The sequence below is a fragment of the Paraburkholderia sp. MM5482-R2 genome (assembly GCF_050436125.1).
GTDB classification, from domain to species: domain Bacteria; phylum Pseudomonadota; class Gammaproteobacteria; order Burkholderiales; family Burkholderiaceae; genus Paraburkholderia; species Paraburkholderia tuberum.
On the sequence record NZ_JBNDLP010000003.1, the window covers coordinates 1,946,242 to 1,972,985 of the forward strand.

23 protein-coding genes and 1 pseudogene are annotated in these 26,744 nt (G+C 61.3%); 9 read left to right on the forward strand and 15 right to left on the reverse strand.

What is annotated here, in order from left to right:
* Nucleotides 1–468: 468 nt before the first annotated feature.
* The 8 genes and pseudogenes from OKW37_RS31010 to OKW37_RS31045 form a co-directional block, all read right to left on the reverse strand.
* Nucleotides 469–2,070, reverse strand: a complete 1,602-nt coding sequence (locus OKW37_RS31010) for an APC family permease (RefSeq protein WP_429403197.1) — start codon at nt 2,068–2,070, stop codon at nt 469–471.
* Between the two features lie 245 nt (nt 2,071–2,315).
* Nucleotides 2,316–3,044, reverse strand: a complete 729-nt coding sequence (locus tag OKW37_RS31015) for an ABC transporter ATP-binding protein (protein ID WP_429403198.1) — start codon at nt 3,042–3,044, stop codon at nt 2,316–2,318.
* Nucleotides 3,041–3,790, reverse strand: a complete 750-nt coding sequence (locus OKW37_RS31020) for an ABC transporter ATP-binding protein (protein WP_429403199.1) — start codon at nt 3,788–3,790, stop codon at nt 3,041–3,043. The genes OKW37_RS31015 and OKW37_RS31020 overlap by 4 nt, the downstream gene beginning before the upstream one ends.
* Nucleotides 3,787–4,680, reverse strand: a complete 894-nt coding sequence (locus tag OKW37_RS31025; RefSeq protein WP_260334916.1) for a branched-chain amino acid ABC transporter permease — start codon at nt 4,678–4,680, stop codon at nt 3,787–3,789. The genes OKW37_RS31020 and OKW37_RS31025 overlap by 4 nt, the downstream gene beginning before the upstream one ends.
* 53 nt (nt 4,681–4,733) lie before the next feature.
* Entirely contained in the window at nt 4,734–5,603 is an 870-nt protein-coding gene (locus OKW37_RS31030) for a branched-chain amino acid ABC transporter permease (RefSeq protein WP_429353831.1), read from the reverse strand.
* A gap of 116 nt (nt 5,604–5,719) precedes the next feature.
* On the reverse strand, nt 5,720–6,976 hold the full coding sequence (locus OKW37_RS31035; protein WP_184069005.1) for an ABC transporter substrate-binding protein: 1,257 nt from the start codon (nt 6,974–6,976) through the stop codon (nt 5,720–5,722).
* A 531-nt stretch (nt 6,977–7,507) separates the two neighbouring features.
* On the reverse strand, nt 7,508–7,894 hold the full coding sequence (locus OKW37_RS31040; protein ID WP_184069008.1) for a hypothetical protein: 387 nt from the start codon (nt 7,892–7,894) through the stop codon (nt 7,508–7,510).
* A gap of 190 nt (nt 7,895–8,084) precedes the next feature.
* A pseudogene (locus OKW37_RS31045) lies at nt 8,085–8,555 on the reverse strand (chloride channel protein); the annotation flags it as partial.
* A gap of 391 nt (nt 8,556–8,946) precedes the next feature.
* On the opposite strand from OKW37_RS31045, the gene pal reads away from it, so the two are divergent.
* The gene (gene pal / locus OKW37_RS31050) at nt 8,947–9,444 is read left to right on the forward strand and encodes a peptidoglycan-associated lipoprotein Pal (RefSeq protein ID WP_429403200.1); all 498 of its coding nucleotides are present in this window, start codon (nt 8,947–8,949) and stop codon (nt 9,442–9,444) included.
* Between the two features lie 28 nt (nt 9,445–9,472).
* On the opposite strand, the gene OKW37_RS31055 is transcribed toward pal, so the two are convergent.
* Nucleotides 9,473–9,727 (reverse strand): hypothetical protein, encoded by a 255-nt coding sequence (locus OKW37_RS31055; protein WP_429403201.1) that lies wholly within the window; start codon nt 9,725–9,727, stop codon nt 9,473–9,475.
* Nucleotides 9,711–11,645 carry a chloride channel protein gene (locus OKW37_RS31060; protein ID WP_429403202.1) on the reverse strand — a complete coding sequence of 645 codons (1,935 nt, stop codon included), beginning with the start codon at nt 11,643–11,645 and terminating at the stop codon, nt 9,711–9,713. Before OKW37_RS31060 ends, OKW37_RS31055 begins: the two co-directional genes overlap by 17 nt.
* 473 nt (nt 11,646–12,118) lie before the next feature.
* Between OKW37_RS31060 and OKW37_RS31065 the strand changes: the two genes are divergently transcribed.
* From OKW37_RS31065 to OKW37_RS31080, 4 genes are all read left to right on the forward strand, one after another.
* Nucleotides 12,119–12,553, forward strand: a complete 435-nt coding sequence (locus OKW37_RS31065) for a MarR family winged helix-turn-helix transcriptional regulator (RefSeq protein ID WP_090805961.1) — start codon at nt 12,119–12,121, stop codon at nt 12,551–12,553.
* A gap of 468 nt (nt 12,554–13,021) precedes the next feature.
* Nucleotides 13,022–13,762, forward strand: coding sequence for an ATP-binding cassette domain-containing protein (locus OKW37_RS31070; RefSeq protein WP_184067230.1), 741 nt, complete (start codon nt 13,022–13,024; stop codon nt 13,760–13,762).
* 113 nt (nt 13,763–13,875) lie between these two features.
* The gene (locus tag OKW37_RS31075; protein ID WP_090805964.1) at nt 13,876–14,814 is read left to right on the forward strand and encodes an ABC transporter permease; all 939 of its coding nucleotides are present in this window, start codon (nt 13,876–13,878) and stop codon (nt 14,812–14,814) included.
* A gap of 211 nt (nt 14,815–15,025) precedes the next feature.
* A complete protein-coding gene (locus OKW37_RS31080) occupies nt 15,026–16,018 on the forward strand; it encodes a sugar-binding protein (protein WP_184067251.1) in 993 nt (330 codons plus the stop codon).
* Nucleotides 16,019–16,829: 811 nt separating this feature from the next.
* Here the strand turns inward: OKW37_RS31080 and uppS are convergent.
* Nucleotides 16,830–17,570: a polyprenyl diphosphate synthase gene (gene uppS, locus OKW37_RS31085; RefSeq protein WP_184067224.1), complete on the reverse strand. Its 741-nt coding sequence runs from the start codon at nt 17,568–17,570 to the stop codon at nt 16,830–16,832.
* Between the two features lie 1,541 nt (nt 17,571–19,111).
* Nucleotides 19,112–19,762, reverse strand: a complete 651-nt coding sequence (gene ribA / locus OKW37_RS31090) for a GTP cyclohydrolase II (protein ID WP_090805969.1) — start codon at nt 19,760–19,762, stop codon at nt 19,112–19,114.
* Nucleotides 19,763–20,100: 338 nt separating this feature from the next.
* On the opposite strand from ribA, the gene OKW37_RS31095 reads away from it, so the two are divergent.
* Nucleotides 20,101–20,544 carry a CBS domain-containing protein gene (locus OKW37_RS31095; protein ID WP_018420894.1) on the forward strand — a complete coding sequence of 148 codons (444 nt, stop codon included), beginning with the start codon at nt 20,101–20,103 and terminating at the stop codon, nt 20,542–20,544.
* A gap of 280 nt (nt 20,545–20,824) precedes the next feature.
* Here the strand turns inward: OKW37_RS31095 and OKW37_RS31100 are convergent, their stop codons facing one another.
* A complete protein-coding gene (locus OKW37_RS31100; protein ID WP_187610266.1) occupies nt 20,825–21,166 on the reverse strand; it encodes a DUF4148 domain-containing protein in 342 nt (113 codons plus the stop codon).
* 302 nt (nt 21,167–21,468) lie between these two features.
* A complete protein-coding gene (locus tag OKW37_RS31105) occupies nt 21,469–22,098 on the reverse strand; it encodes a DNA-3-methyladenine glycosylase (protein ID WP_429510011.1) in 630 nt (209 codons plus the stop codon).
* Nucleotides 22,099–22,467: 369 nt separating this feature from the next.
* Here OKW37_RS31105 and OKW37_RS31110 point away from each other — a divergent pair, with 369 nt between their 5' ends.
* A complete protein-coding gene (locus OKW37_RS31110) occupies nt 22,468–22,827 on the forward strand; it encodes a BON domain-containing protein (protein ID WP_184067215.1) in 360 nt (119 codons plus the stop codon).
* Nucleotides 22,828–23,146: 319 nt separating this feature from the next.
* Entirely contained in the window at nt 23,147–24,229 is a 1,083-nt protein-coding gene (locus OKW37_RS31115) for a calcium:proton antiporter (RefSeq protein ID WP_429403204.1), read from the forward strand.
* A gap of 35 nt (nt 24,230–24,264) precedes the next feature.
* On the opposite strand, the gene OKW37_RS31120 is transcribed toward OKW37_RS31115, so the two are convergent.
* Nucleotides 24,265–25,158 carry a LysR substrate-binding domain-containing protein gene (locus tag OKW37_RS31120; RefSeq protein ID WP_090805978.1) on the reverse strand — a complete coding sequence of 298 codons (894 nt, stop codon included), beginning with the start codon at nt 25,156–25,158 and terminating at the stop codon, nt 24,265–24,267.
* A gap of 491 nt (nt 25,159–25,649) precedes the next feature.
* Here OKW37_RS31120 and OKW37_RS31125 point away from each other — a divergent pair, with 491 nt between their 5' ends.
* Nucleotides 25,650–26,744 (forward strand): ABC transporter substrate-binding protein, encoded by a 1,095-nt coding sequence (locus OKW37_RS31125; protein WP_429403205.1) that lies wholly within the window; start codon nt 25,650–25,652, stop codon nt 26,742–26,744.

Sequence of the window (26,744 nt, forward strand, 5' to 3'; positions counted from 1 at the left end):
TCACATCGGCGGCGCATATGGCATGCGAGACTTTCACAGGGCTTGAACTTCGAACAGTTGACGCTTTAAAGCTAGGCCGTGGTGCTTAAAGGACGCTTAAGAAGGAGCCATCCGGACGCAAGGCGGCAGCACTGGGTAGTGCGAAGAACCGGACCTCGCCAGTTAGCGTTCGCATGATGTGGTAGCAGCGCGAAGCGACCACAGCCGCTTCTGATGCGCGATGACGTCAGGTTCATCGCACATACTCGTGATCATCGGCGTTAGAGGGCGCTCATTCTGCCCTTCGCTTCCGGTTAGACAAGTCTTGCTCGATCGCCGCGCATTACATGAGCGCGACTCCCTGACCAGATCTCACCGTTGGAAGTCTGGCTTGCAGTTCAGGCGGGTACTCGGGTAGTCCCTTCAAGCGCCCCGCTAACGGATAGAGCTTCCGTTGACTCCTCCCTCGCTGAACGATGGCGTTGCCAGTCAACTCGTCGCGTCCATTCGCTCCATCATTGCTCGCGTCTGCTCGACGCCCAACGCGCAGCGCATTGCGAGCCTCATCACGATCACGCTCCAGAGCGCCACTAGAAGAATGTCCCAACCGAATCCGATCACACCGAGTCCGCCACCGACGCCGCCGAGCCACGACAATAACCAGATGCCCCCAAACCACGGCAACAGCCACGCAATGTTGTTCCAGCCGAAGTCTTTCGCAGCTTTGCGCAAGACGATGTGGTAGTACGCCGCGTAGAGTACGAAACCGATCGCCACCAGCGCAAACAGAAAGGTGTTCGTTGCAAAGCCAGTCCAATATATTACGAGGTTGCTGCAGATAAATGCGACTGGCGCCAGCACGGGGGCGGCCCACATGCGAAATGGACGATGCAGTTCCGGAAGATTACGGCGCAACACAAGCAACGCGACCGGACCAAGACCATATGTCAGCACCGTAACCGACGTAATGTAGTCGACCATCTTCTGCCATGCAGGAAACGGCAGCAGGAAAATGGTGCCAACCACCCACATCACGAGAACCGCCAGCCATGGCACCTTGTTGCGGTTCAGCTTTGTCAGCACGCGAGGACCTGCCTCCATTTCGCCCGTAGCAAAGAGGACGCGCGATCCGCCGGTTACATACATCAGCCCCGTGCCGCCAGGCGATATATAGGCGTCGATATAGAGAAGCGTCGCCATCCAGCCGAGCCCGAGCGTCGCGGCAAGTCCAGCGAACGGTCCCATTTCCCCCTTGAAGCTGAGGTGTGCCCATCCGTGCGCGAGATCGACCGGCGACAGCGCCCAGATAAAGGCCACTTGCAACATGATGTAAACCACTGCAGCGAGCACGACCGAGCCAATCACGGCTAGCGGAATGTCGCGATGTGGATTGGCCGTTTCGCCGCCGAGGTCGATCGCAGTACGGAAGCCCAAATAGCTGAAAACGATACCTGCTGCGGGAAGTGCCGTGAACATGCCGGAGAGCTTGTAGGTGTCAGGCGCCGCACGCACGACATCCCAGTGGGTGCTCGCTGCCATCAAGCCAACGATGGTCAGTATCGGCACCAGAATTTTCCACCACGTAATGGTTGAATTGACGTTGAGCAGCCATCTGATCACCATCAGATTCAGCAGCGCGGTGATTCCGAGCAAACCGGCGCACACGAAGAAGCCCGCCAAACTCAGCACCCCGGCGGACCCAGGACGGATCAGCCATGGCAGATAGTTGCTTGCATAAGTGACGATTGCTTCGGCTTCGACTGCAGGCACCGGGACATAGGCGAGGAAGAGCAGCCAGCACCACAACCTTCCAAGTCCGTCGCCATGGCTCGCGTGGCTCATATGAACCAGCGCCCCACTACGAGGAAAAACGGCGGCAAGCTCCGCGAAACATAGCGCAATCAGCATGATGATGACAGCGCCAAGCGCCCAACTGCCTATGCTCAACGGACCGGCTATTCTCGATGCATGGTAGGCGCCGAACAGCCACCCTGAACCAATCATGCTAGTGGTGCTTGCGAACAGCAACCCCACTATCCCAGCATCGCGGCGCAGTTTGCCCGTTAGCGTCAGGTCGGAAATCGTGCTCATTTCTGGTCTCCTTGCGCCTGCCCCGGAGTTCGGTTTTTGAACCGGCGTTGCGCGAAAGAGGCGGTGCGCATTCGCGCACCGTCATACATGAACGGCTCACCCTGAACGCTTCGACCGCAAAGACGGCGATAAAATTCCCGCCGTGAACCGAAGCAACAATTAAAGGGCTTGGAAATGCCTGTGCGCCTCGACGAGCGTTAGTTCACACTGTGCCATTTCATATTCGTGGCATGGCTTCATGCGATTCAAGCATCGTCGAGCATGCGCCAATCGCTCGCACTCGCCCCGGCCAGAGTACGCACACGAGCTTCGTCGCGCGCAAGTTCTCGCGCGGATCCGGAAAAAACGACCCGACCATCGTCCAGCACGCAAGCTGCGTCGGCAATCTCGACAGCCGCTCGAACGTTCTGCTCAACCAGAAGCACCGACATGCCTTCGGCGCGCATTCTGACGATAACATCAAACACTTCCCGCACCATCAGCGGTGCGAGACCTTGAGACGGCTCATCGAGAAGCAGTACGCGTGGGTTGAGCAGCAGGCCGCGTGCGATCGCGAGCATTTCCTGCTCCCCTCCGGAGAGTTGCCGGCCCTTGCTGTTCCGACGCTCGCGTAACCGGGGAAAAAGCTCAAACACACGTGCGATCGTCCAAGGACCGGTGCGCCCGTTGGGCACAAGCAGATTTTCTTCCACGCTGAGACCCGCGAATATGCGCCTACCCTCCGGCACATATCCGACACCGAGCGCCGCGACCCGGTCTGGCGGCCAACCGGTCGTTTCGCGGCCTAGAATGTTCACCCTTCCCGCGCGTGGCCGGGTCAATCCCATCAGGCTTCGCATGGTTGTCGTCTTGCCGGCACCGTTGCGCCCTACCAGGGCGACAATCTGGCCGTCGTCAACGTCCACCGATACGCCATGCAGAATGTGGCTCTTGCCGTACCAGGTCTGCAGTCCCTCGGCAACCAGGGCACTCATTTTGCTGTTCCCAGATAGGCTGCTTGCACGGCTTGATTGCCGGTGATTTCTTCGGGCGTTCCTTCTGCCAGAATCCTGCCTTCGGCGAGCACCATGATCCGCTGTGCCAGCTGGAAGATGACGCGCATGTCGTGCTCGATCAGAATCATCGTCAGCGATCGATCGCGGTGCAGGCGTCGTATCAGTTGCGTCACGTCGTAGGTTTCCTGATCTCCCATCCCCGCGGTCGGTTCGTCGAGGAGCAGGAGCCTGGGTTCGAGTGCGAGCGACATGATGATTTCCGTGGCTCGCTGGTCGCCAAGCGACAGTTCACCCACCAACCGGCGCGCACGCTGCTCGAGTCCGCCGAGCACGAGCAATTCTTCCAGCCGCTGGTTGACGGTCGCGCGCGCCGCCCTCGATAGCCACGGCGAGAGCCTGTGCCCGGCCCGAAGTTCGACCGGAATCCGCAGATTATCGCGAACGGACAACTCAGGAAAAACTTCCGTAATCTGGAAAGTCCGCGCCATTCCCATGGCAACGCGGCGATGAGGCGCAAGCCGGGTCACGTCGCGTCCGTCGAACACGATACGCCCCGACGTAGGCGGAAAGAACCCACTGATCAGATTGAAGAACGTCGTCTTTCCTGCACCGTTAGGCCCAATCACCGCGCGAAGCTCACCGGCTTCCACAGTCAGGCAAACATCGCTAACCGCGCGAAGATTGCCGAACCGGTGAGATACGTGATCGACTACGAGCAGGCTCATGAACGCACCCCGCCCGTCCGGATGCCCAGCACGCCACGGGGAAAGAACAGAACGACGAGGATGAACAGCAGGCCGATAAACGACATCCAGTTCTCAGTCCGTGTGGAGATGTAATCCTGAACCAGCACGAAGACGGCCGCGCCGATCAGCGGTCCCCACAACGAGCGCATTCCCCCCAGCACGGCCATGATCACAAAATCGCCTGACTGGTCCCACCGCAGATCATGCGGATCGGCGAAGTTATTGAGCAGCGCGTACAGGGTACCGGCAAAACTCACGAAAAAGCAGGAGATCACGAACGACAGCCAGATATGCTGCTCCACCGGCAGCCCCAGGAAGCGCGCCCGTTTTTCGTTCTCGCGTATCGCCAGAAGCGTACGGCCAAACGGAGAGCGCAACAGCGCAGTCATGACGCCAACCGACACGGCAAAGCAAAGCAGAACGAAATAGTAAAACACGGTGCTGTTGCCAAGAATGTCGATTCTCTGCTGGCCAAAGTGGAGAGGCATGCGATGCCATCCGGAGAGTCCATCGTCGCCGCCAGTCACGGCGTTCCAGCGAAAGGCGACGAAGTAGAACACCTGGCCGAATGCGATCGTCGCCATCGCGAAATAGACGCCCCGAAGCCTGGCAATCAGCGCGCCGATGAGCGCCGCCGCCAGCGTGCCGGCCGCGACCCCAATGACGATACCAAGCGGCGTATTCGGCACCAGATAACGGATCGTCATACCAACGCCATACGCGCCGAGACCAAAATATGCCGCGTGACCGAACGACAACACGCCAGTAAAACCGAGTAGAAAATTGAGCGCCATCGCCGCCAATGCCATCACTACTACGCGTGTACCAAGTGCCGTATAGCCGCCGAGCCAGGTGATCCAGTACGGCATGGCTGCGAGCGCCAGCCAGACCGCCGCATCCCCCGCGAGTTGCAGTGATGATCTCACTGGACCCTCCCTTCCTCACCCAGCAGTCCGCGCGGACGTACGAGCAGCACTAGACCCATCAGGACGTAAATCACCGCTTCGGTCGCGGACGGGAAAAAGACAGAAGTCAGGCCAGAAGCGACGCCAATGAGAATGCCGCCGAGCAGCGTACCCGGCAGGCTGCCCAGTCCCCCGACGATGATCGCAACGAAACTCGGCATGATGAGCGAATCCCCGATTGTCGGTTGCAGTCCGAGCATGCCGGCTGCCAGTACGCCAGCCAGCCCCGCGAGAAAGATGCCGAGGCCGAAATTCATGCTGCGAAGCCACCGTACATTCACGCCCAGTGTCGCGACCGTTTCGAGGTCTCCGACACCAGCGCGGATACGAATGCCGGATCGAGTGAACTTCAGGAACATGAAGAGCGCCGCCACGACGATCACGACCAGAACGACCATGAACACACGATAGCCCGTTAGAAAGAAGAACGAGGACGTCAATGGCTGGTTCAGCGCGTCCGGAATCTGGTATGGCAATGTCTGAGGCCCCCAGATATAGCGGCTACCGTCCTGCAGCAGAAACGCGAGCCCGAACGTGAGCAGCAGACTGTATAGGGGATCTCTTCCATACAGCCGGCGAATCAGTACCCGCTCGATCAGCAGTCCGAGAGCAGCCGTCAGCAAGGGTGCAATAACAAGCGCCGCCCAAAAGCCGACATACGGCATGATCGTGTAGGCGAGGTAAGCGCCGATTGCCAGGAATCCGCCGTGCGCGAAGTTGATGACACCGCTCAGATTCAGGATCAGCGACAGGCCAAGCGCCATCAGCGCGTAAAACGCGCCAATGACGATACCGTTGAAAACGTTGAACAGGATCAGTTGCGTCATACCGTTACCTGTGCTGCCGACGTCCGCTTCCGATGTCCCGGCTCATCGGTCGCGCGGCCGTTGCGGCAGCGCGACATCATTAGGCACTCAGCCCCCTGTCTGGCTCCCCGAACCGGTCATGCCCATGTCAGACGGCAGCCGGTTTCGCCGACCGGCAGCGCCGCGTCGATGCCCTTTACCAGCTGATCGACGTGGAATAGATCATCAGGTCTAGGTCCCTGCGCTACCGCATGTCCCACATAGAGATCCGGCATGAGCTGATGGTTGCCGGCCCGATAGAACGGTGTGTCCGGCATCAGCCCTACGTCCGGCGGCAACTTGAAGCCTTCGAGCGCCCGTGCCAGTTTCACCGCGTCAAGCGTCTTCTCCTGATTAGCGACGAGTGCAACGCTATTGACAGCGACGTGCCCGAACCAGTGTCTGGCAGTCGGCACTCTCCCGGCCTTCTTACGGATGCCGGCCACGTATTCCGCTACGTGGGGTACGTTGGGCTGGTCCCAGTACCATTCGAATACCCACGTACCGATTCGCGCATCCGGCGGCAAGCCCTCGAGCACCTCCAGTTCCTGCTGCGCCCCGGCGATGTGGAAACGCTTGTTAAGGCCGAACTGCACCGCCTGCTTAAGCGAATTGACAGCATCCTGACCTGCGGTAAGAAACAGGATGACGTCAGGATCGGCAGCCTGCGCCTTGATCAAATATGACGAATAGTCGGTGGTGCCAAGCGGCGCCAACGCGGCTCCAGCCTCCACCCCTCCGAACTTCTTCAGGCTCGCCTCGAAGCCGAGTTGCAAGGTGTGGCCAAATGCGTAATCGGGGGTGATGAAAAACCATTTTTTTCCGTACCGGTCGAACAGGACCTTCGATACCGAGTTGGTTTCCATCCTCGTCGTATTGCAGACCCGAAAGACGTTCCAGTGACAATCTGTACCGGTCACGGCGTCGGTATGCCCACCCGTCACAATATGCAGTGTTTTCAATTCGTTTGAAACCTGCCCGATCGCAAGCGCCATAGCCGAGTTGACATTGCCAAGCAGGAAGTCCACCTTGTCACGTTCGATCAGCTTGCGCGCCTTCTGTACAGCAGCGCCAGTATCCGCGCTGGTGGAATCCTCCACGATGAGCTGAACCGGACGACCCAATATGCCCCCGCGCGCATTGATCTGATCGATCGCGTATTCGCAACCCATTTGCTCGTTCTTGCCGAGTTCGGCATAGGTACCTGTCAACGGATCGTCGAGCCCGAATTTGATTGGAACCTCTCCGCGCGCCTTGATGATGAAGGGTGCGCCGATCTGCGCAATTCCGGCTGCGGCAGCAGCCTTCAGTACGAGCCGGCGATGCCGTCGGCCCGCGGTCGATAGTCTTCCCATTTCGGTCTCCCACAGAATGGACACGTCCGAGCAATGCTCGCGCTCTCCTCCTGGGAAAGCTGGGTCCGATTTCTACGCTTCGGATTTCCAACGCATATCAAATGTTAGTGCACGATATGACATAATTCCATGAGACGTAACGAAACGTCTGAGTGCCAGCCGGTCTATCGCGGTGATTCAACGCACACCGGCGCGGTGCGCGGGTAAAGCGCTTCAGTAAATGTCCCGGGATGCGCATGAAAGAGACTCGGGAAAACCTCCACTCTGAAGAACCCTTCCTCCATTGAGGCATCTGGAACAACCCCGATGCTCGCGCCGGGTGTTGGGAGATCTGGCAGCATCGTAGGCAGTGGTCGCGCTCGCAACCGATTCGCTTGTCAAAGATTGCGCCAAAGCGAAGGCAAAATTGTGGGACCACATCGGCGTTTCGTGCGCGGCGTCCGTTACAGAGATGGCCGATTTCGAATGGGTGAGTTCCCCTCCGCAATCAGGCAAGACGAGCCACGGCCCTCGCTACCGCGATTGAGTTGATTAATCGAGGCTCGAAGCCCCGAAACCCAACGCGCTGAGTGCGAAACTTCCTGCGCCAAACGCATTACGTGACGGCGTGTACGCATCGTCAAACGCCAGGATTTCGCCGTGCGCTGCCAGCGATATGTCCGCCAAAGAAGACCGGGAATACGGATCGGCGCGCTCCGGATACCATGGTGTCGTTGGAGAGGATACTGCCTCAGAGGTCGAGCCTCTGCTCGAAGACCTCATCTTGGCCCATGGACCAGAGGAATCCAGCGGCACTAACTCGTCCAGCATACGATCACCTGTCATCGCGTTCACGCTGCCGCAAATGGCTGTCGCGACCAACAGCACGGCCTTGGTGAGCTTGCGAAGGAGTTTTGATGAGTCTGGCGCAGACTTCATGAATGATCGCTGTGTCACTTCAGAATTCAGACGTTTGGAACTTGCCGCCTCACGGCACAGTCGCTGCATGATAGCGGGTGGCCTCTGCCAAATAAATCTATGTTTACTCCCTATCTGCGAGTGCAGCGCACCGATGGATCCCGCACCCGGTGCTCCCTATTGATCATCGCGATGACAATCACGAAGGCCTTGCCAACCCGGAGATGACGCCGATCAGCAGCACCGCGACGGCGAGCAGACCGGGCATGTAATTGCCTACTTCGATTGCGCCGTAATGATCACGCCGCTCATGCGTGCGTCGAAGCTGCGGGTCAATTCCTTGATGGCAAAGACCGCGTTCACAAGCGGCGCATTGAACGCCGCCGACAGACCTGCGGGGGCGCCGGCGAACGCGAGCCTGTGCTCGAGATCGACGCCGCGGATGGTCCGAAATCGCGCGGGATGGAAGTGCCGCAGGTTAAGCATCAGCGATGCGCCGACGTGGATCGTCGGCACGCCGCAATATGTCACAATCTGCATCAATCAGATGCGCTTCCAGCACTGCGACGAGAGCGGTGACCAACGGGCCCACCCAGAAGATTCCATAGTGGAACCAAAGCCGCCGAACATCTTGCAGCGTTCTTCTGTCCAGGACGCGGAAGAAAGTGGCAGACGGTTTCAACGTCAGATAGGGATCAACGCAAAAAAAGCCCAGCCGTGAAGCTGGGCGGAGGGGAATCGCCTTCTGTCGCCTGAAAACGAGTGGGCTTGCTGCCGGACCATACGCCATAACATGCAATATCGGCACGCCAGGTCCCACACCACTAGCCCCTAGAATAAGCACGTTGTGACATTTATTCAAGCGATTCCTGCACCTTTTTCGTAAAGCCAGGAAGGGGGAACACGGCAGGAGTTCATTCAGATGACCTTCGCGAGATAACGGCGGCTGCTCCGATGGCGGCATCGCCTGGGAAAATACGGAGGCACACCACGCAAACGCCACATAGACTTCAAGACGTCGCTTCCCTCGACGTACTGCCCTGCTCCACGTCGTCACTTTTCTCGGAGACAGAATGAAAAAATGCACGATCCGGCTCACGTTCGTGATGCTCGCGCTGCTCGCGGGATGTCATGAAACGAAAACGCCGCAAACGGTCACATCGAGCGGCCAGGCTGCCAATGCGTCGGCGCTCAGTACCGGTCCCTCGACGATCGACGAACTGAACAATCCCAACAGTCCGCTTGCAAAGCGAAGCATCTATTTCGATTTCGACAGCTATACGGTCAGGGATGACTATCAGGCGCTACTCCAGGCACATGCGGACTATCTGCGCCGGCATCCGTCCCAGCATGTGCTGATACAGGGCAACACCGACGAGCGCGGCACCACCGAATACAATCTCGCCCTGGGCGAGCGGCGCTCGCAGGCCGTCATGCGTGAGTTGGAAACGCTTGGCGTGCCCGGGACTCAACTGGAAGCCGTCAGCCTGGGCAAAGAAAAACCGGTTGCGCTGGGGCACGACGAGGCGTCGTGGTCGCAGAATCGCCGCGCCGACCTGGTGTACCGCTAATTGCGCAGCGCACGACGCGCGGACCAGTTCAAAGCCCGAAGTACCAGAGCCGCACGTCCTCTTCCTCCGACCATATCTGCACGTCCAGCATCTCGTCGAATTCGACCGGCTCGCCCCGGTACATGCAGCAGAACCCGCGCTCGGTGCGATAGACGATCACCCACTCGCGCGGGTCGGGGGTTGCGTCGGGCGAACGGTCTTCCCGTGTGCTCCCGGAATCCACAAGGTGCGCCGCGGCCTTGAGCCGCTCGCGCAACGTCCGCCACTCAGTTTTCAGCTTCACGGTCGCTCACCTTGAGACCCCTGCCGTGCACGGCATACGAAGCGTCGTTGACGCGCACGGATTGCGTCGACGTGGCGGTCCTTCCGCGAACCCGGGGCTGGAAAATATCGATACTGCGGGCGACGGCGTCCGCAATATGCTCCTTCGCAATCACGCCGGACACGTCGAACGCGCCATCGACAGCGGCATCGACGAGGACCACCGCCATCACCGCGCGGCGCTGCCGGAGTTCGCTGATCACTTCGAACGCCGCATCGGATCGCTTCACGACGATGAAGTTGCGATGCGCGAGTTGCCCGATCGTGACCGTCGGATTGTCATGGCTGACCGCGCGGCGCAGGCCGGTGTTGATGCGCAGCACGCCGTACAGCATGCCTGCCTTCGTGACGACGATGTGCCGGAACGGCGCGACGCCCATGCGATCGAGGAGATCGCGAAACGGGACGTCCGCGTCGAGCACCAGTATGTCGGCCTCCATGATCGCCCCCGCGTTCTGCACGAGAAACATATTGGCGTGCAACGCATCTGGAATGACATGACCGCGCTTGACGAGTTTCATCGTGTAGATCGTCTCGCGCGAGAGGAGCCGGCGGGTGCCGATGCTGAACGCAACCGCAAGTATCATCGGCAGCACGATGTCGTAATCGCGCGTCATTTCGAAGATCATCGCCACTGCCGTCATCGCGGCACCCGTGCCGCCCGCGACCACCGCCCCCATGCCGACCATCGCGAATGCAGGCACGCTGACCGGAGCGGCCGGCACCAGCAGATGGAACAGGGACGCCAGCGCGGCGCCCAACGTCGCGCCGATGAACAGCGACGGCGAGAACACGCCGCCCGACGAGCCGGAGCCGAGGCTAACCGACGTCGCGGCCATCTTGCACAGCGCAAGCAGCAGCAGGAACAGGCCACCTTGCAACTGTTCATTGAGCGTCGCCTGGATCGTGGCGTAGCCCACGCCTTCCACGTAGTAGTGGCCTGCGTAGCGCATCAGCAGATACATCATTACGCCGACGAACAGCATGCCGAGCGCGTGGCGCGCAAAACGCCCCGGAACGCGATCGAAGGCGTCCTCCGCCCAGTGCAATCCGCGAATCAGCAACGCGGCCGCCACGCCGGCCACGACCCCGAGCAGCGCGTAAAGCAGCAGCGTGAAGCCGCTCGCGAGATGGTTATCGAGCGCTCCGAGTTGAGGGGGAACCAGGAAAGCCGCTGCTCCGCCAAGGAACAGCCGTCCCACGAACGTGGCAGTGCCCGTTGCCAGTGCGACGGGCAGAAAAGTCCCCACGCTGATTTCCGGCATCATCAGCTCGGTCGCGAACAGTACGCCGCCGATCGGCGTATTGAACGTCGCGGCAATGCCGGCCCCCGCGCCGCTCGCAACGAGAATGATCCGCTGACTGGCGGGCATCCGCAGCCACTGACCCAGCGTCGAGCCCAGTGCCGAACCGATCTGGATGATCGGACCTTCCCGGCCCACCGCCGCACCGGTGCCGATCGCGATCGCCGATGCGAGCGACTTGACGACCGCCACGACCGGACGGATCACGCCGCCCCCGAAATAGATCGCGTCCATCACTTCTGGCACGCCATGCCCTTTTGCTTCCGGTGCGAAGCGGCTTACCAGCCACGTGACCACGAAGCCGCCTGCTACCGGCACGAGAATCACCCATGCGCCCCACGGCGACGGCGGGGTAAACTGGCTCGCGTCGTAGAGCGGCGAAAGGCGTCCGAGAAACGCCGCATTATGGATAGTGCCGATCAGCATCCTGAACACGACCGCGCCAAAACCGGTCACGATCCCGAGGCAGAACCCCAGCATGCTCATGCGATAGAGGTCGAGCGGCTTCACGACTTCTTGCGCGTTTTCAGGAGGCGCCGAATCTCCTTCCTTGCCGTCGAGCTTCGTGGGGGCCATATCCCGCTTCTCCTCGCATGACAACACCGCGTCATCGTTCGGCGCGGGGGCCTCGATCGGTCCCATGCACGCAATACAAGGTCCACGCAGAAAGAAGCCGAGCGGTCTTGGGGGGATGATCGAACATCGCACCGCCCGCCTTAATCGGTCGGTGCGACCGGGTAGACAGGCCTCGGCAATCATGTCATGCCGTGCCATGCACTATAGTCCTATCAACGCGTGTTCACCAACCTTGACGCTCGTGGCGATACGGAACACCCACCGTTCACCGCATCCAGATCCGGCGCGGGCACGCAATCCATCTGATACGATTTTGCGCTGTCACCCCGTCACGCCGCATTGCCGGTGCGCCTTGCGATAGAGCAACAGGATTTCAGCAAGGCTGCAGAGAATCCGGTTTCAGGCGCCTGGTCCATGTTCCGAACGAGACAGGTAGCAAAGTGAAGCAAACATCACCGCACATCCGGGTCGGCATGCCCAACAAGCAGGATCTCGAAGCCATGTCGGCATTCCGTTACCAGTTACGCAGGTTCCTGCGGTATTCGGAAGAAATTACTCACGCGGAAGGAGTCACGCCTCTGCAATATCAGATGCTCCTTCACGTCAGGGGATTTCCCGAGCGCTCCTGGGCCAGTATCGGCGAACTGGCTGAACGGTTGCAGGCAGCGCCCAACGGTACCGCGGCGCTCGTGTCCCGCTGCGAAGCCGCCGGGCTCGTCGAGCGTCGCCCCGACGCTTCCGACCGGCGACTCGTGCAGGTCCACCTGACGGAAAAAGGCGAGCGGTGCCTGTTGAAGCTCGCGATGCTGCACAAGCGGGAAATCGAGTCATTCGGTTGGGCGCTGGGGCAGTTTCAGGTTCAACAGACACCATTGGTTGGCGGAGCGGCCAAATCGCCAGATTGGTGATCATGCAGCGCCGCCAGGGATGAGCATTCGTCGACGGCCGGCGCGCCAGCGACGATCTCCGCGTGCCAGCCCTTTAGCCCGTGTCCGTCCGACCCATTCTCAAGACATCCAAGACCGCTTGGGCTAATGGGTGATTACCCTCGGACGGACGCGCCAGAAGCTTTCAGGCCTGCCTTAATTGGGGCGATCGTACTTGTCATGCCAGGAGCGGCGCCTGTGCCGCGAAGTCCGCTGGATGACATTTTCCGATGGACGCGAGTGGCTCGACGCCCCTCAGCGGCCACCGCTCGCCGCTTCGTGCGCAGCCGCAATGCACGCGCCTTCCGATTCGGCGGCACGTTCGACAGGTGGCCGAAGTGCCTTGCTAAATGCCCTATCGTGCGCTAAAAAATATTTACTTCCTTCGCGTGTCTACTGGCCGTCCGGCCAATGCCATGGACGCCCCCACTCCAGCGAGCACGACTGTCCATGAGTCTTCTTGAGCTCAGAGGCGTTTCCAGGCATTTCGGCGCCATTCAGGCCCTGACCGACGTGACGCTCAGTCTGGAGTCAGGTCAGGTCGTGGGGCTCATGGGCGATAACGGGGCCGGGAAATCGACTTTGGTGAAGGTCGTCGCCGGCAACTTTCCACCTTCGCACGGCGAAATTCTCATCGATGGAAATCCCGTGCATTTCAACAAGCCGGTCGACGCGCGCGCGCGCGGCATCGAAGTCGTCTATCAGGATCTCGCGCTCTGCGACAACCTGACGGCAGCCGCCAACGTTTTCCTTGGCCGCGAACCGCGGGTCGGGTTCGGGCCTATCCGCGTGCTCGATCACGCGACCATGTATCGGCGTGCGGGTGAACTGTTCAAGGCACTGAAGTCCGAGACGCGCCCGCGCGACCTCGTCAGGCAAATGTCGGGGGGACAGCGGCAGGCGGTGGCCATCGCCCGCACACGCCTCTCGGAAGCAAGGCTCGTCCTCATGGACGAGCCGACCGCCTCGATCAGTGTGCGCCAGGTCGTCGAGGTGCTGGATCTCATCAGACGCCTGTCCGAACACGGTATCGCCGTCATCCTCATCAGCCACCGCATGCCTGACGTATTCGCCGTTGCCCATCGGGTGGTTGTCATGCGGCGCGGGCGCAAGGTCGCCGACAAGAAGACCGAAGAGTCCTCCCCGGAAGAAGTGACCGGACTGATCACCGGCGCCATCGCCGCTGCCTGAAACTGCCTCGCATCGGAGCCACCACATTGAACGACGCGCCGCGAAGGCCCCCTACAACCCCGCCATTGCTCGATGATCCACAGTCCGCGAGGACGCATACTCGCTGGTCGGGAATGCTCGCAAGCCAGGTGTTCTGGGTCGTGCTGGCAACGATCGTCGCCTGTATCGCCCTGTCTTTCGCGACCTCGACCTTCGCGACCTCCGAAAATCTTTTCAACGTTACGCGAAACTTCGCCTTCGTCGCCATCGTGGCGCTGGGAATGATGGCGGTGATCGTCACGGGCGGCATCGACATTTCGGTTGGCTCGACGATCGGCATCAGCGGTATCGTGCTCTCGGTCGTCATGAACGCGGGCTACCCGATCTGGGCCGGTATCGGCATGGGACTACTGACCGCCGGGCTGGTCGGCCTCGTCAACGGCTTGCTCATCGCATATCTCGGCATGCAGCCTTTCGTCGTGACGCTCGCCATGCTGAGCGTCGGCCGCAGCCTCGCACTCGTGATCTCCCGCAGCCGGACCATTTTCGATTTCGGCCCCGACGGCAGCAAGCTCCTCGCGCTCGGCGGCGGCGCGACGCTCGGCGTCGCCAATCCGGTGTGGTTCCTGATCCTGCTTGGGCTGTTGTTCTGGTTCGCGTTCGGCTGGACCCGCTGGGGCCGCTATGTGTTCGCGATCGGCGGCAACCGTCATGCGGCGACTCTCACCGGCGTACCGGTGCGCCGCATCGTTTGTTCCGTCTACATGCTCTGCGGCCTCATGGCGGGCGTCGCGGCGATTCTCGAAGTCGGCTGGCTAGGCGCGGTGACGACAGGCCTCGGCACGGGCGACGAACTGCGCGTGATCGCTGCTACCGTGGTCGGCGGGACCAATCTGATCGGCGGGGTTGGCAGCGCCTTCGGCACGATCGTCGGCGCGGCGCTCATCGAGGTCATCCGCAACAGCCTGATCCTGCTCGGCGTCGACGCGTTCTGGCAGGGCACGGTCGTCGGCAGCTTCATCGTCGTCGCGGTGCTTTTTAACAGGCTCGGTGGCGAGCGGCAAGGAGATTGAAATGTCGTTGGACGCGCCGGCCGCTTCCCGGCCGGTGCCGCGGGAAGCGGGTGCGGCCGGATTAGGCGCGGAACTGCCGCACGCATGGGTTCACAAGACCGCGAGGATCCGCTCCAAGGCCGAGTTCCGATTTCGGGCCTGACGTTCGATCGTTAAAGACTGTGTAGGCCCACATGGGCACCGTAGAGCCGGCGCCGAACAGGAGGAAGCAATGAAGAAACTGTGGATGTGTCTTGCCGCGGCTGGAGGACTCGCGATGCTGGCGTCCTCTGGCTTCGCGGCCGATAAGACCCTTGCGCTGGTGGTGAAGGGTCTCGACAACCCGTACTTCGACCTCATGCATCAAGGATGCGAACGGGCGAACAAGGAACTCAACAAGCAAGGCTACAACTGCTACTACACCGGTCCCGCGACCGCCGCGGACGAGAGCGCGCAAGTGCAGATCATCGACGACCTGCTGACCAAGGGCGTCGCGAGCATGGCGATCTCGCCAGCGAACGCGCCGGCTGTGGCGGAGGTGCTGCGCCGCCGCGGCGGATCGGTCCCGGTCATCACCGCGGATGCCGATCTGCTGCCGAAGGATGCGTCACTGCGCAAGAGCTATGTCGGCACCGACAACTACGAACTGGGCGCCAAGCTTGGCGAGCAGTTGAAGATGCTGATGCCGAAAGGCGGCAATGTCTGCCTGGTGATGGGCAATCCGGCAGCGGAGAACATCAACCAGCGGGCCCAGGGCGCGCGCGATGTGCTCTCCGGGAAGAAAGGGATCACGAAGCTCGCTGGCGAGAACGGCTGGCATGAGATCAGTGGCTGTCCGCTCTACGTGAACGACGACGCCGCCAAGGCGAACCAGATGATGCAGGACACGCTGACCGCCCATCCTACCGGTCTCGACGCCTTTCTGCTAGCGGGCGGCTGGCCTCTCTTTGCGCCGCAGGCCTTTTCGCAGGTTGTCGCGCCGATAATGGACAAGATCAAGAACGGCAAGTTCGTGATCGTCTCGGCGGATACGCTCGGGCCCGAACTGCAAGCGCTCAAGGAACACAAGGTGAATGTGCTCGTCGGCCAGCGGCCCGAGGAAATGGGCTACCGCGCCGCGATGGTCATGCGTGACCTCGCGGAAGGGAAGTCGGTACCTCCGGTCATTCACACCGGACTCGACGTCTGCACATGGAAGAACGCCGACACTTGCCTGAAGCATTGAAGGCCGGCGGCCCACATCATCACGATAACGCGGGAGCCGGATCGACACCGAGCCGACTCTGCGCTGCCTCAATGCATCGACGACACCATTTGCCTGCTCTTCCTGAAAGAGGCCGGGCGCGGCATTGAACACCAATAGCGCGCCGACAATGCACGCTTCGACACGTTCGCCGTTGATGCGCATCGTTAACCTCGCCTTAAGTTGCCCAGGAGTACGCTGATTACATGAGAAATCCCACGGCTCGAAGCATCACTCTGGTTTGTTCAGTCATCCCAAACATGACTTCGCTAAGCATCAGATAAGCTTCGCATCCTGGACTTCTCTCACGTTCTTCTCATTGCACCGCAGGGTTTTGACGTTGGTCAAATGACCCGGCGTCTCCGCATTGCAGCAACCACCGGCCAGCCCGCCTGAGCGAATCCTGCACGGCGAGCACCGAGTCCCAAGAAAATGCATGGACCGAACCTCCTTATGAGCGCCAGTAGCCCATCGTTCGTCTCCTGCAAATCACAGCTTTTGAGCCAAATGTCGCTGGGTCGCGATAACTAAACAGAGCGTCTTGAATAATGCAGCATAATCTTCGCAAAATCTCGTTTGACCTGATCCAGTGTCGGAAACAGGCCTCGACGACCTCAAGCCCTTCGACGAGCGTGGAAAAGTAGCGGTTGCGCAATTCGCCAGTGGCGTGCCGCGATCGCGGCGCGGCTGACAGAATGGCACCGGCCATTTCGTACAGCAGGAGATTGTCTGAGTGACCCATCTCCTCCCGATAAAGTAGGCGTCTAGCATGAGTGAATACTTCACACCTCTGTCATGCATTTGCGCGCCCAAAACGACGTTCGCGCGCCCGATATGATGCGAGTGCGGCATCAAGCGCGGCGTCGTCAAAATCTGGCCAGAATATGTCGGTGAAGTAGAGTTCAGTGTACGCGAGCTGCCATAGCAGGAAGTTGCTGATGCGCTGCTCACCTCCGGTCCGGATCAGCAGATCGGGTTCCGGCGCGTACGCCATCGCCAGATATTGCGCGAAGCTGGCTTCGTCGACCGGCACGGCGTGACCATCGACGGCACTCCGTGCGGGTAGCTCGCTTATAGCGTGAAGGATATCCCAGCGACCGCCGTAATTCGCCGCAATGGTCAGCGTCATACGCGTATTGTGGGCGGTTCTGATTTCCCCTCGCTTCACGAGCGCCCGAAGGTGCGCATCGAACGCCGATAGATCACCAACGACGCGCAAGCGGATGCCATTCTTGTGCAACCGTGCCGTTTCACGCTGTAGCGTCGCCCCGAACAGACGCATCAGGAACGACACTTCGTCCTCCGGCCGGCGCCAGTTCTCCGAACTGAATGCAAACAGCGTCAGGAATTCGACGCCGCGCCGCGCGCAGCCCTCGACGATTGCGCGGACCGCTTCGACACCCTTCACGTGACCGGCCACTCGGGGCAGCCTGCGCTGCGCCGCCCAGCGGCCATTGCCGTCCATAATGATTGCAATGTGCCGCGGCACATCGGTCACGGCCGGTACGCTAACGGTCGAACTTTTATGGATCATGGGAACCGCCGCGAGTCAGGCGGAACACGAAAGTCCCCGAAGGTCATGAAGGTGCCCCTGGACTCTTTTCCTGGTGATCAACTCGACCGCCACCAAATCACGTGGACATCGGCTGGGCCACCGGACGAAATGGACAATCGTATGGTATGCAGACGAAACTGAAAGGATGCTTAAGACGGAGACACTCTCCAGGCTTTGTTCACGTATTGGCAGGTTTAAGGGGGCCCGGCGATGATTTCGTTCATGAAAGCAGCCGCCCAACAGAACGATACCGCCGTCGACAACCCGCTCTCCTATGTTGGCTATCGATTTCCACCCGACGTGATCAGCTACGCGGTGTAGTGGTATACCGTTTCCCGCTAAGAGTCGTTAATACAACCTGGACAGCGCGGCTGGGCCCACACGCCATATCCTGGCAGGATGACAAGACGAAAAATAAGCAACGAGATCTGGGCGGCGCTGGAGCCGCCAGGCGATGCGACAGCTGCGTGAGCCACTCACGCCTTTCCCTGTGATAAGTATCGCGGTTGTAGACGCCGATGATTCCGGGCTGTACGTGGCCGAGGACTGCCTCGGCAATATCGTTGGGACATCCCAGCGTTGCAAGAAGCGTCCGAGTTGCGCGTCGAAGGTCGTGGGCGGACCAATGCGTGACGGGCAAGCGCGGGGGGTGTCCGGAATTTTGTGTAAACGGGTTGAGGTTTAACCCGGCACCAGCCGCTCTTCGAACTGGATCGTGAAGCGGTTCAGTGCGGCCTTCCAGTCGCGGATCGGCATCGTCCACTTCTTGCTGATGTTGTTCAGGAAGACGACCAGCATCAAGCGCGTAATGCCAGGCGCTACCCAGTTCCATGCGAAGGCGCGAGGCGAGCACCGGCGTCGACCGGTACGACTCGAGGAAATCGAAAGCCTGGGCGCGTGTGACGGCTGTGACGCGCATATCCCCTATAGGCCCCAGCTTCGCCTTGAATATACGTGCGACCTCGACCGCTCCCTTTGTCTTCCGATTTACTTCTACATACCCTTCCAGATAGTCGCGGCACCGCTGTCTGACGGTGTAATCGCCTGGGTGCGCAGCCGCTGATTCCCGTTCTCCGCAGTGTCGAAGGTTCGGCTCCGGAATCGCGTTCGACGCGCTTCGTTTGCCACGCAGCGATCGCTGCGGCAAATGAGGTCGACGGCCACTCACGAGGTTCACCTGTCGCATGCGACCGTCGATCGGCGACTTATAGCGATACCTCCATGACTTGCGGCTCGTTGAAGCCTGGTAGGCGTAGGCCTGGAAATCCCTCAAACGTCATGTGCTTGCCGCTCGGCAGCTTGGCCACGGCACGTGCATCAAAGCGCATTCTTCCCTCGGCGCAGGTTTTCTGCATAACGGCACAAAAACCTATGCCAGCATCACAAGTTTGGGTAAGCGGAGACACGCGTCGACACACCAACCGACGGGCCTGAAGCGTTAATATTTTTCTTAAAATTCAGTTACTTGCCGTATATCCTGGGAAGGCTTTGGGCTTACCGAGACAAGCCTGAAAACATGGCTACTCATTCTCGTCGAAGTAATGCCCGAACTTCAGCTGCTTCGTGCGGATATATCGCTCGTTTTCCTCGCGCATCGGAATCGCGAGCGCGACACGCTCGCACACCGGAATGCCGTGCTTCGACAGCGTGTCGAACTTTTCGGGATTGTTACTCATCAGCCGCACCGACGTGACCTTCAGCGTGCGCAGGATGCCCGCGGCCGAATCGTATTCGCGTGAATCGTCGGGCAGACCGAGATCGAGGTTGGCTTCGACGGTATCGCGCCCCTGCTCCTGCAGCGCATACGCGCGGATCTTGTTCGACAGACCGATGCCGCGTCCTTCGTGGCCGCGCAGATACAGCAGTACGCCGCAACCCTCTGCCGCGATATAGCGCAGCGCGAGATCGAGCTGCTCGCCGCAGTCGCAGCGATAGGAGCCGAGCACGTCGCCCGTCAGACATTCCGAATGCAGGCGGGTCAGCACCGACGACTGGTTGGCGACATCGCCCATCACGAGCGCGAGATGTTCGGCGCCGCTGTCGACCACGCGAAACACATAGGAAGTGAACGTGCCGTAGCGCGTGGGCAGCGTGGCGGTGGCGTCGAGCACGACGCATTCGCCGGTGACGGCGCCGTCCGCTGCGGGCGATGGATCCTGAGACGTGAGCATGGCGTTGAACAATGGTGCTGGCATGAACCCGGTCGAGCCGGGGATAAGGTGTGGATTGCGAGTTTACCGCTAATCCGCATGCAGCACGTGGATGCCCCTTCGCTTGCACGGGACGCTGCCCCGCGACAAGCCGCACCCGGCAGACGCGCATCACGCGAAACACGAGCCCGAGACCCGAAACAAGCCCGCACGGACCGCGTCAATCCAGCGCGCATCGTCCGGCGCGCCCGAGGTATTCCCGGTGTACCGCGGGCGCACGTCGCGCCTATACTGGTATCGCCTGTCCCTCACGACAGTGCGCCACTTCGGCGTGCTGCATTGCGAAACGGAGCCGCTCCATGACAAGCGTTGCACAGCTTCTTAAAACGAAACCGAACCCCTCCGACGTCTACACGATCGGCGCCGACGATTCCGTCTACGAGGCGATCCGGTTGATGGCCGAGAAAAGCATCGGCGCGCTGGTGGTGACGGACGGCGACAGCATCGCCGGCATCATCACGGAGCGCGACTACGCGCGCAAGATCGTGCTGATGGACCGGTCGTCGAAGGCGACGCCGGTGCGCGACATCATGAGCAAGGCGGTGCGCTTCGTTCGTCCGGACCAGACGACCGAAGACTGCATGGCGCTGATGACCGAGCGGCGCATGCGTCATCTGCCTGTCATCGACAACGAGAGGCTGGTCGGCATGGTGTCGATTGGCGACCTCGTGAAGGACATCATCGCGGAACAGCAGTTCACGATTCAGCAACTCGAGTTCTATATTCACGGCGAACGGCTCTGACAGGCAGCACGGTTTTCGCTGAGCGACACCGCATCGATCATCCGCGCGGGACCAGGCGCAAAAAAAGCCCAAACCTCTAAGAGCTTGGGCCAAGCTACCTTGCGGCAGCGGAGGTTCCTTCGGAAAGAGGAACGCTACGCGCGCGGATCACACGCTCTCGGGCGCATGAGTGCGGCGCGCTCGTTTGAAACAGTACCGGGTATGAAACGCTGTGTGCGCCGTCAAACGACGCGCACACAGATTCTGCTGCCTGCTTAGTTACCGAAATTAGTTACCGAAATTAGTTACCGAAATAGACGCTCTTCGGGCCGCTCATCGGCTGCTTCATGCCGCCCGCCTGGGTCGATCCGCTCATCGGCGCGCCGTAACCGCTGGTATCAGCGCTCGGCTGGGTTTGCGCGACGGCCGGATTTTGCGCTTGCACGCGCTGCTCGGCGGCCTGGATGTCGGCCGGATATTTCGGGTCGCTCGAGGTCGCCGGGTTGTAGCCCGCGTGCTCCAGCTGGATCAGTTCGCTGCGGACTTCCGCGCGGGTGACCGGCTGCTGGGTCGACTGCGCGAACGATACGACTGGCGCGGCGACAAGGGCCGCAATGGCAACTGCCTTGATCAGCGATTTCATGGTGACTTCCCTCCAATGTGGTTTTATCTGCATCGCCGACACCTCGGTGTCCAGCGAATGACTTGAGTCTAGTCACCGCACTGCCAAGGGAAAACCCTTAATTTCGAGATAGAAAATTGCTCGGTTCGCAACGATCTCGGGAAATATCGTGGAACCGCCTCCGTTAGCATGATCTTCGGGGTAACAATTGCCCGGATCGTCACCTTTGCGTCTGATGTTTCCGAAATACGTCTGATCGAAGAAAAAATTCGCCCGCACGCACGCCGAAACGTCTGAATCGATGTACGCGCGTAGCTGCGACGTCATGCGCCCGAATGCGGAATCGTCAGTAGCTTGCGCGGGCCGCTGACGAACGCGCTGCCCGGCTCGAAAAATCGCAACGGACGGTGCATCTCGCGCGACAGGCCGATGCGCGTCGTCACGCCGATCGGCGCGTCGCCAGTCTCGATCACGCCGATCCATAGCCCCCGCCCCGTACACAAATCGCGGCCGTCGAGCGCCTGGCCGATGCCGAACGCCACCGTCAGCCGGCCGGGTCCGCGCGCGAGATCGCGCAGCGGCACGCCGGGACGGCGCGCTTCCATCAGCGCGAGTCCTTCGAGCGGTTCGATCGCGCGCAGCAGGATGCCGGCGCCGATCTCCTCCGCTTCGGACGACATGTTGAGCATGTAAGACACGCCGTAGGTGAGCCGCACATAAGCATGACCGCGCGCGAGGAACATCGACCCGTTGTACGGACGACGTCCGATGAACGCATGGCTCGTCGAGTCGCCGAGCGGATACGCCTCGGTCTCGACGATGCGTCCGCTCAGGCGTCCTTCGGGCAGATCGTGCACGAGATATTTGCCGACCATGAAGCGCGCGAGTTCCACGGTATCGATCGGCAGATCCTCGCGGCGCAACGGTCGGATCGGAAGAGCTTCGTTTCGCATGCGCTGGGTGTCCTTGAGTCGGTGCTGAAATCGGTGCTGAAACCTACGGCCTCGCGACAAGCGCGCAGTCGCCCCACTCCCACGTCATCGACCGGTTACGCTCGACAAATTCGTTGTACCGAAGCCTCATTTTCTGCGCCATGGAAGTCAACATGGCACCAATTGTTGTATTGTGTTCATCCGGCCGGTCACACGGCCGTTTGCATGTTTCGGCGCGCGCTTCGCGGCTCGCTGAAACCGCGTGTCGGCTGAAAGCGTTCGCAGACTGCTGTACCTGTTCCATTGGCATTGAATCCCGCCGTACCCGCTGGTGTAAAAAAATCGACCCCATCCGGGGATCGACGTTCTACGACAACAGGAGATGGTTGAATGAAAGCATTCTCGGCAATCAAGATGATCGGCGGCGCACTGGTCGTTCTCGCTTCCCTCAACGCGTACGCGCAAAGCAGCGAGGCGGCCGCGACCGCAGCGCCGGCGGCAATGGCACCGACCGCCAAGCAGACTCGCGCGGCTAATCGCGCGCTGCAGAAGAAGGTCCGCGCGACGCTCGCACGTACGAAGGGCCTGACCGTCGGCAACATCACCGTGCGCGCACGCGAAGGCGCCGTCACGCTGGAAGGCTCGGTGCCGGAACAGGCTCAGATCGAACTCGCGACGAACGCCGCTCAAGGCGTGGCAGGCGTGACGTCGGTGAAGAGCGCGCTGTCGATCCGCGCCATGGGCCAGTAATCCGGTCGAACGGCCGAAGAAGTTGCGGTAACAGCAGCAAGCTGGCGTCGACGGCGGAAAGCTCCGCCGCGACGCCAATTCCCCCTCCGATGCAGCGCTCGACATCATTGCCTCACGGTGCGGCCATCGCACCATCCGACGCGGCGATTCCCCGCCCCCCCGAAACCGCGATATTTTCAATGCGCTACGCGCGTCGCGATGACGACCCGACCGCGTGGCGACGGCTTCTCGTAACGAGTTATCCCCGATAATTTAATAGCTTAACGTCACTTGTTAAGATATTACTTCAAGTTCATACACGCACCGAAAGGAAGGCCGCATGACTTCGTCCGCGACCGTCTTGCCTCGTTGGACCCTCGTCGCGCCGATCGTTAGCTGGATCGTGCTCGCCGCCGCCTACGCGATGCCGGGCAACACGCTGCTGCTCGCACTGGCCGGCATGTCGCTATGCGCGGCCGTGTTTGCCGCCGTGCATCATGCCGAAGTGGTTGCGCATCGCGTCGGCGAGCCGTTTGGCACGCTGGTGCTCGCGGTCGCCGTCACGGTGATCGAGGTGGCGCTGATCGTCTCGGTGATGCTGACGTCCGGTCCCGAGAAAGCCGGCCTCGCGCGCGATACGGTATTCGCGGCCGTGATGATCGTCTGCAACGGGCTCGTCGGGCTGTGTCTGCTGGTGGGCGGCATCCGTCATCTGGAACAGGACTTCCAGAGCCGCGGCGCGGCGGCCGCGCTGGCGGTGCTCGCGTCGCTGTCGGTACTGACGCTCGTGATGCCGAATTTCACGACCACCAGCCCCGGGCCTGTCCTGTCGCCGTCGCAGCTCGCGTTTGCCGGCGTGTCGTCGCTGGTGCTGTACTGCGTGTTCGTGTTCGTGCAGACGGTGCGCCATCGCGACTACTTCCTCGCCGGCGTGCCCGACGAAGACGTCCATGCCGAGCCGCCCGGCGTGCGCCTCGCCGCCATCAGCGGCGCGCTGCTGCTCGTGAGCCTCGTCGCGGTCGTGCTGCTCGCGAAAGTGCTGTCGCCGGTGGTCGAGTCCGCGGTGCTGAGCGCGGGCGCGCCGCCGGCGGTGGTCGGTATCGTGATTGCGTCGCTGGTGCTGTTGCCGGAAGGACTCGCGGCGCTGCGCGCGGCGCGCGCCGACCGTCTGCAGACCAGCCTGAACCTCGCGCTCGGCTCGTCACTGGCGAGTATCGGCCTGACCATTCCCACCGTCGCCGGTGTGTTCCTGTACATCGGTCAGCCCATCGTACTCGGCATCGATGGCAAGGACATGGTGCTGCTCGCGCTCACGCTGGTGGTCGCCACGCTGACGCTCAGCACCGGGCGCACGACGATTCTGCAAGGCGCCGTGCATCTGTCGCTGTTCGCGGCTTATCTGTTTCTGTCGTTCGCGCCGTGACGCGATGCCTTATCCGGCACGGGCGGACGGCAACCTCACTCTTCCCAATGCTCGGCGATCCAGTCGCGGAACAGATTCAGCTTCTGCTGTTGCGCGACTGAGTCCGGATACACGAAGTAATAGCGCCAGCCGGTCTTCAGCACGGTATCGAACGGCCGCACGAGGCGCCGGGCGGCGACGTCCTCGTCGATTAGCGCGAGGTCGCTGATCGCGACACCGAAACCCTGCGCGGCGGCGTTGGTCGCCATGTCGAGCGTATCGAAGCTCGGGCCGAGCTCCGCGTCGATCGTCGCGGCGCCCGCCGAATCGGCTTCCGCGACTTTCGCGAGCCACATCTTCCAGTCGCGGTGATCGCGCGTCGGATGCAGCAGCGTGTGGCGCCCGAGATCGGCGACCTGCGCGAGCGGCTTGTCCTTCAGCAGCTCGGGCGTGCAGACCGGCGTCAGACGCTCCTCGAACAGCGACACCGCCTGCACGTCCGCACCGGGCGACGAACCATAGATGATCGCCGCGTCGAACGGCTCGCTCTGGAAATCGACGTCGTGCTGCCAGGTGGTCGTGATCTGCACGTGCAGATCGGGATAGTCGGACTGGAAGCGCATGATCTTCGGCAGCATCCAGCGCATCACGCAGGTCGGCACCTTGAGCGCGAGATCGGTGCGCTGCCTCGTCAAGCGCAGCGACATTTCCTCGATCCGCGCGAAGCTCTCCTTGACCGCCGGCAGCAGCATTTCGCCCTCGGCGGTCAGCGTCAGCCCCTTTGCGTGACGCTTGAACAGCGGAAACTTATAGTACTCCTCGAGCGCGATGATCTGCCGGCTGACCGCGCCTTGCGTCAGGCACAGATGGTCGGCGGCACGCGTGAAGCTGCGATGGCGCGCGACGGTTTCGAAAATCTGCAGCGCGTTGAGCGGCGGTAGGCGTCGCATCGGATGTCCAGGATCAGAAAAAATCATTGCGTGGCTGCGGCAGCGCCCCTCGCCGCCCTGCCCGTCAAGCCCACAGCATACGCGATCGGCTATGCGCGCACGAGTGGGCGCGGGGCAAACCCGCATGCGTTCGACTCATGGCATGCGTGAAAAACGCCCGTACCGAGGAATGTCGCACCGGCGCGGTGCAAAGAAGCCTTCAGCAATCGCACCAGAACCGAGCTTTCCTCATACCTCGACGCACGCTGGGATTCCTCAGCCAGATCTGGACGTTAACCCGCATAAGCCATCGCCCGTAGCTTCCCGGCGTGTCGCCAAATCGCTCGCCACCGCGTTCGCCGGCGGCGAGCCATGAGCGTACGTCATGCGATCCATGCGCATATTTCGATTGTTGCGTGATTTTGGCAAACCTACAGTGCATCCACGCACGGTAGATCCGGCAGCGGTCACGGCGAATCATGGGCAACGGGCGTTCAACACAGGAGACCGCCATGCAGCAGATCAAACGGGGTAGAAGGCAGGCCATCAAGACAATCGGTACGGCGCTCGCGGCATCCGCGCTGCCGATGCCGTTCCTCAACCTGCGCGCGCAGGAGCACAACTTCAGCGGCAAGACGCTGCGCATCCTGACGTGGTCGGACGATACCGGCACGGCCGCGCTGCGCAACATCGCCGCGACCTTCACGGCGAAGACCGGCGCGAAGGTCATCGCCGATCGCGCCGACGGCACCTCCGGCATGGTCGCCAAAGTCAAGGCAGCGGGCGAGCGCCCCACCTATGACGTGATCACGCTCGCCGGCGTCGGCGCCTCCGGCCTCGCCGACGCGGGCCTGCTGATGAAGCCCGACCTCGAGCGCCTGCCGAACCTGAAAGAAGTCGCGCCGCCATACCGCACCGGCGCGAACGGTTTCGGCGTCGGCTATCTGCTGTGGTCCGACGGCCTCATCTACAACACCGCGACGGTCAAGACGTCGCCTTCGTCGTACGAGGCGCTGTGGGACCCGAAGTACGCCGGTCGCGTTTTCCTGCCGCCGCCCGAGTGGGCCGAAGCGGTCGATCTCGCGATCATCGCCGCGAAGATGAACGGCGGCTCGCAGCAGAACATCGAGCCCGGCTTCAAGAAGCTCGCGCAGCTCAAAGACCGCGTGATGACGCTCGGCGAGAACCCGAACCAGGTGGCCGACCTGTTCCGCACGGGCTCGCTCGACATCGGCGGCATCTACTCGCCCGCGTTTTTCCCGGATCAGATCCGCAAGCCCGAATACAAGATGGGCGTGACCTACGGCATGAAGGAAGGCTTCGCGACGCAACTGATGTTCACGGTGATTCCGAAAGCGCATCCGGGCGACACCGACCTGATCCACGCGTTCATCAATCACTCGCTCGACGCCGGCGTGCAAGGCCGCATGGCCGCCGATGTGCTGAACGGCCCAGTCAATTCGAAAGCGATGATTCCGGCCGAGAGCCGCGCGTTCGTGCCGAGCCCGCAGCAGATCGCCGAGAAAGCCGTGCTGCATGACGACAAGGCGCTCGCCGCCGTGCAGCCGGCATGGATCAAGCGCTACACCGAAATCTTCTCGGCGTAA

Coding starts and splice junctions, on each gene's coding strand:
- OKW37_RS31010 (WP_429403197.1), bottom strand. CDS start 2,070: ATGAGCACGATTTCCGACCTGACGCTAACGGGCAAACTGCGCCGCGAT.
- OKW37_RS31015 (WP_429403198.1), bottom strand. CDS start 3,044: ATGAGTGCCCTGGTTGCCGAGGGACTGCAGACCTGGTACGGCAAGAGC.
- OKW37_RS31020 (WP_429403199.1), bottom strand. CDS start 3,790: ATGAGCCTGCTCGTAGTCGATCACGTATCTCACCGGTTCGGCAATCTT.
- OKW37_RS31025 (WP_260334916.1), bottom strand. CDS start 4,680: ATGCCGTACTGGATCACCTGGCTCGGCGGCTATACGGCACTTGGTACA.
- OKW37_RS31030 (WP_429353831.1), bottom strand. CDS start 5,603: ATGACGCAACTGATCCTGTTCAACGTTTTCAACGGTATCGTCATTGGC.
- OKW37_RS31035 (WP_184069005.1), bottom strand. CDS start 6,976: ATGGGAAGACTATCGACCGCGGGCCGACGGCATCGCCGGCTCGTACTG.
- OKW37_RS31040 (WP_184069008.1), bottom strand. CDS start 7,894: ATGAAGTCTGCGCCAGACTCATCAAAACTCCTTCGCAAGCTCACCAAG.
- pal (WP_429403200.1), top strand. CDS start 8,947: ATGAAAAAATGCACGATCCGGCTCACGTTCGTGATGCTCGCGCTGCTC.
- OKW37_RS31060 (WP_429403202.1), bottom strand. CDS start 11,645: ATGGCCCCCACGAAGCTCGACGGCAAGGAAGGAGATTCGGCGCCTCCT.
- OKW37_RS31065 (WP_090805961.1), top strand. CDS start 12,119: ATGCCCAACAAGCAGGATCTCGAAGCCATGTCGGCATTCCGTTACCAG.
- OKW37_RS31070 (WP_184067230.1), top strand. CDS start 13,022: ATGAGTCTTCTTGAGCTCAGAGGCGTTTCCAGGCATTTCGGCGCCATT.
- OKW37_RS31075 (WP_090805964.1), top strand. CDS start 13,876: ATGCTCGCAAGCCAGGTGTTCTGGGTCGTGCTGGCAACGATCGTCGCC.
- OKW37_RS31080 (WP_184067251.1), top strand. CDS start 15,026: ATGAAGAAACTGTGGATGTGTCTTGCCGCGGCTGGAGGACTCGCGATG.
- uppS (WP_184067224.1), bottom strand. CDS start 17,570: ATGATCCATAAAAGTTCGACCGTTAGCGTACCGGCCGTGACCGATGTG.
- ribA (WP_090805969.1), bottom strand. CDS start 19,762: ATGCTCACGTCTCAGGATCCATCGCCCGCAGCGGACGGCGCCGTCACC.
- OKW37_RS31095 (WP_018420894.1), top strand. CDS start 20,101: ATGACAAGCGTTGCACAGCTTCTTAAAACGAAACCGAACCCCTCCGAC.
- OKW37_RS31100 (WP_187610266.1), bottom strand. CDS start 21,166: ATGAAATCGCTGATCAAGGCAGTTGCCATTGCGGCCCTTGTCGCCGCG.
- OKW37_RS31105 (WP_429510011.1), bottom strand. CDS start 22,098: ATGCGAAACGAAGCTCTTCCGATCCGACCGTTGCGCCGCGAGGATCTG.
- OKW37_RS31110 (WP_184067215.1), top strand. CDS start 22,468: ATGAAAGCATTCTCGGCAATCAAGATGATCGGCGGCGCACTGGTCGTT.
- OKW37_RS31115 (WP_429403204.1), top strand. CDS start 23,147: ATGACTTCGTCCGCGACCGTCTTGCCTCGTTGGACCCTCGTCGCGCCG.
- OKW37_RS31120 (WP_090805978.1), bottom strand. CDS start 25,158: ATGCGACGCCTACCGCCGCTCAACGCGCTGCAGATTTTCGAAACCGTC.
- OKW37_RS31125 (WP_429403205.1), top strand. CDS start 25,650: ATGCAGCAGATCAAACGGGGTAGAAGGCAGGCCATCAAGACAATCGGT.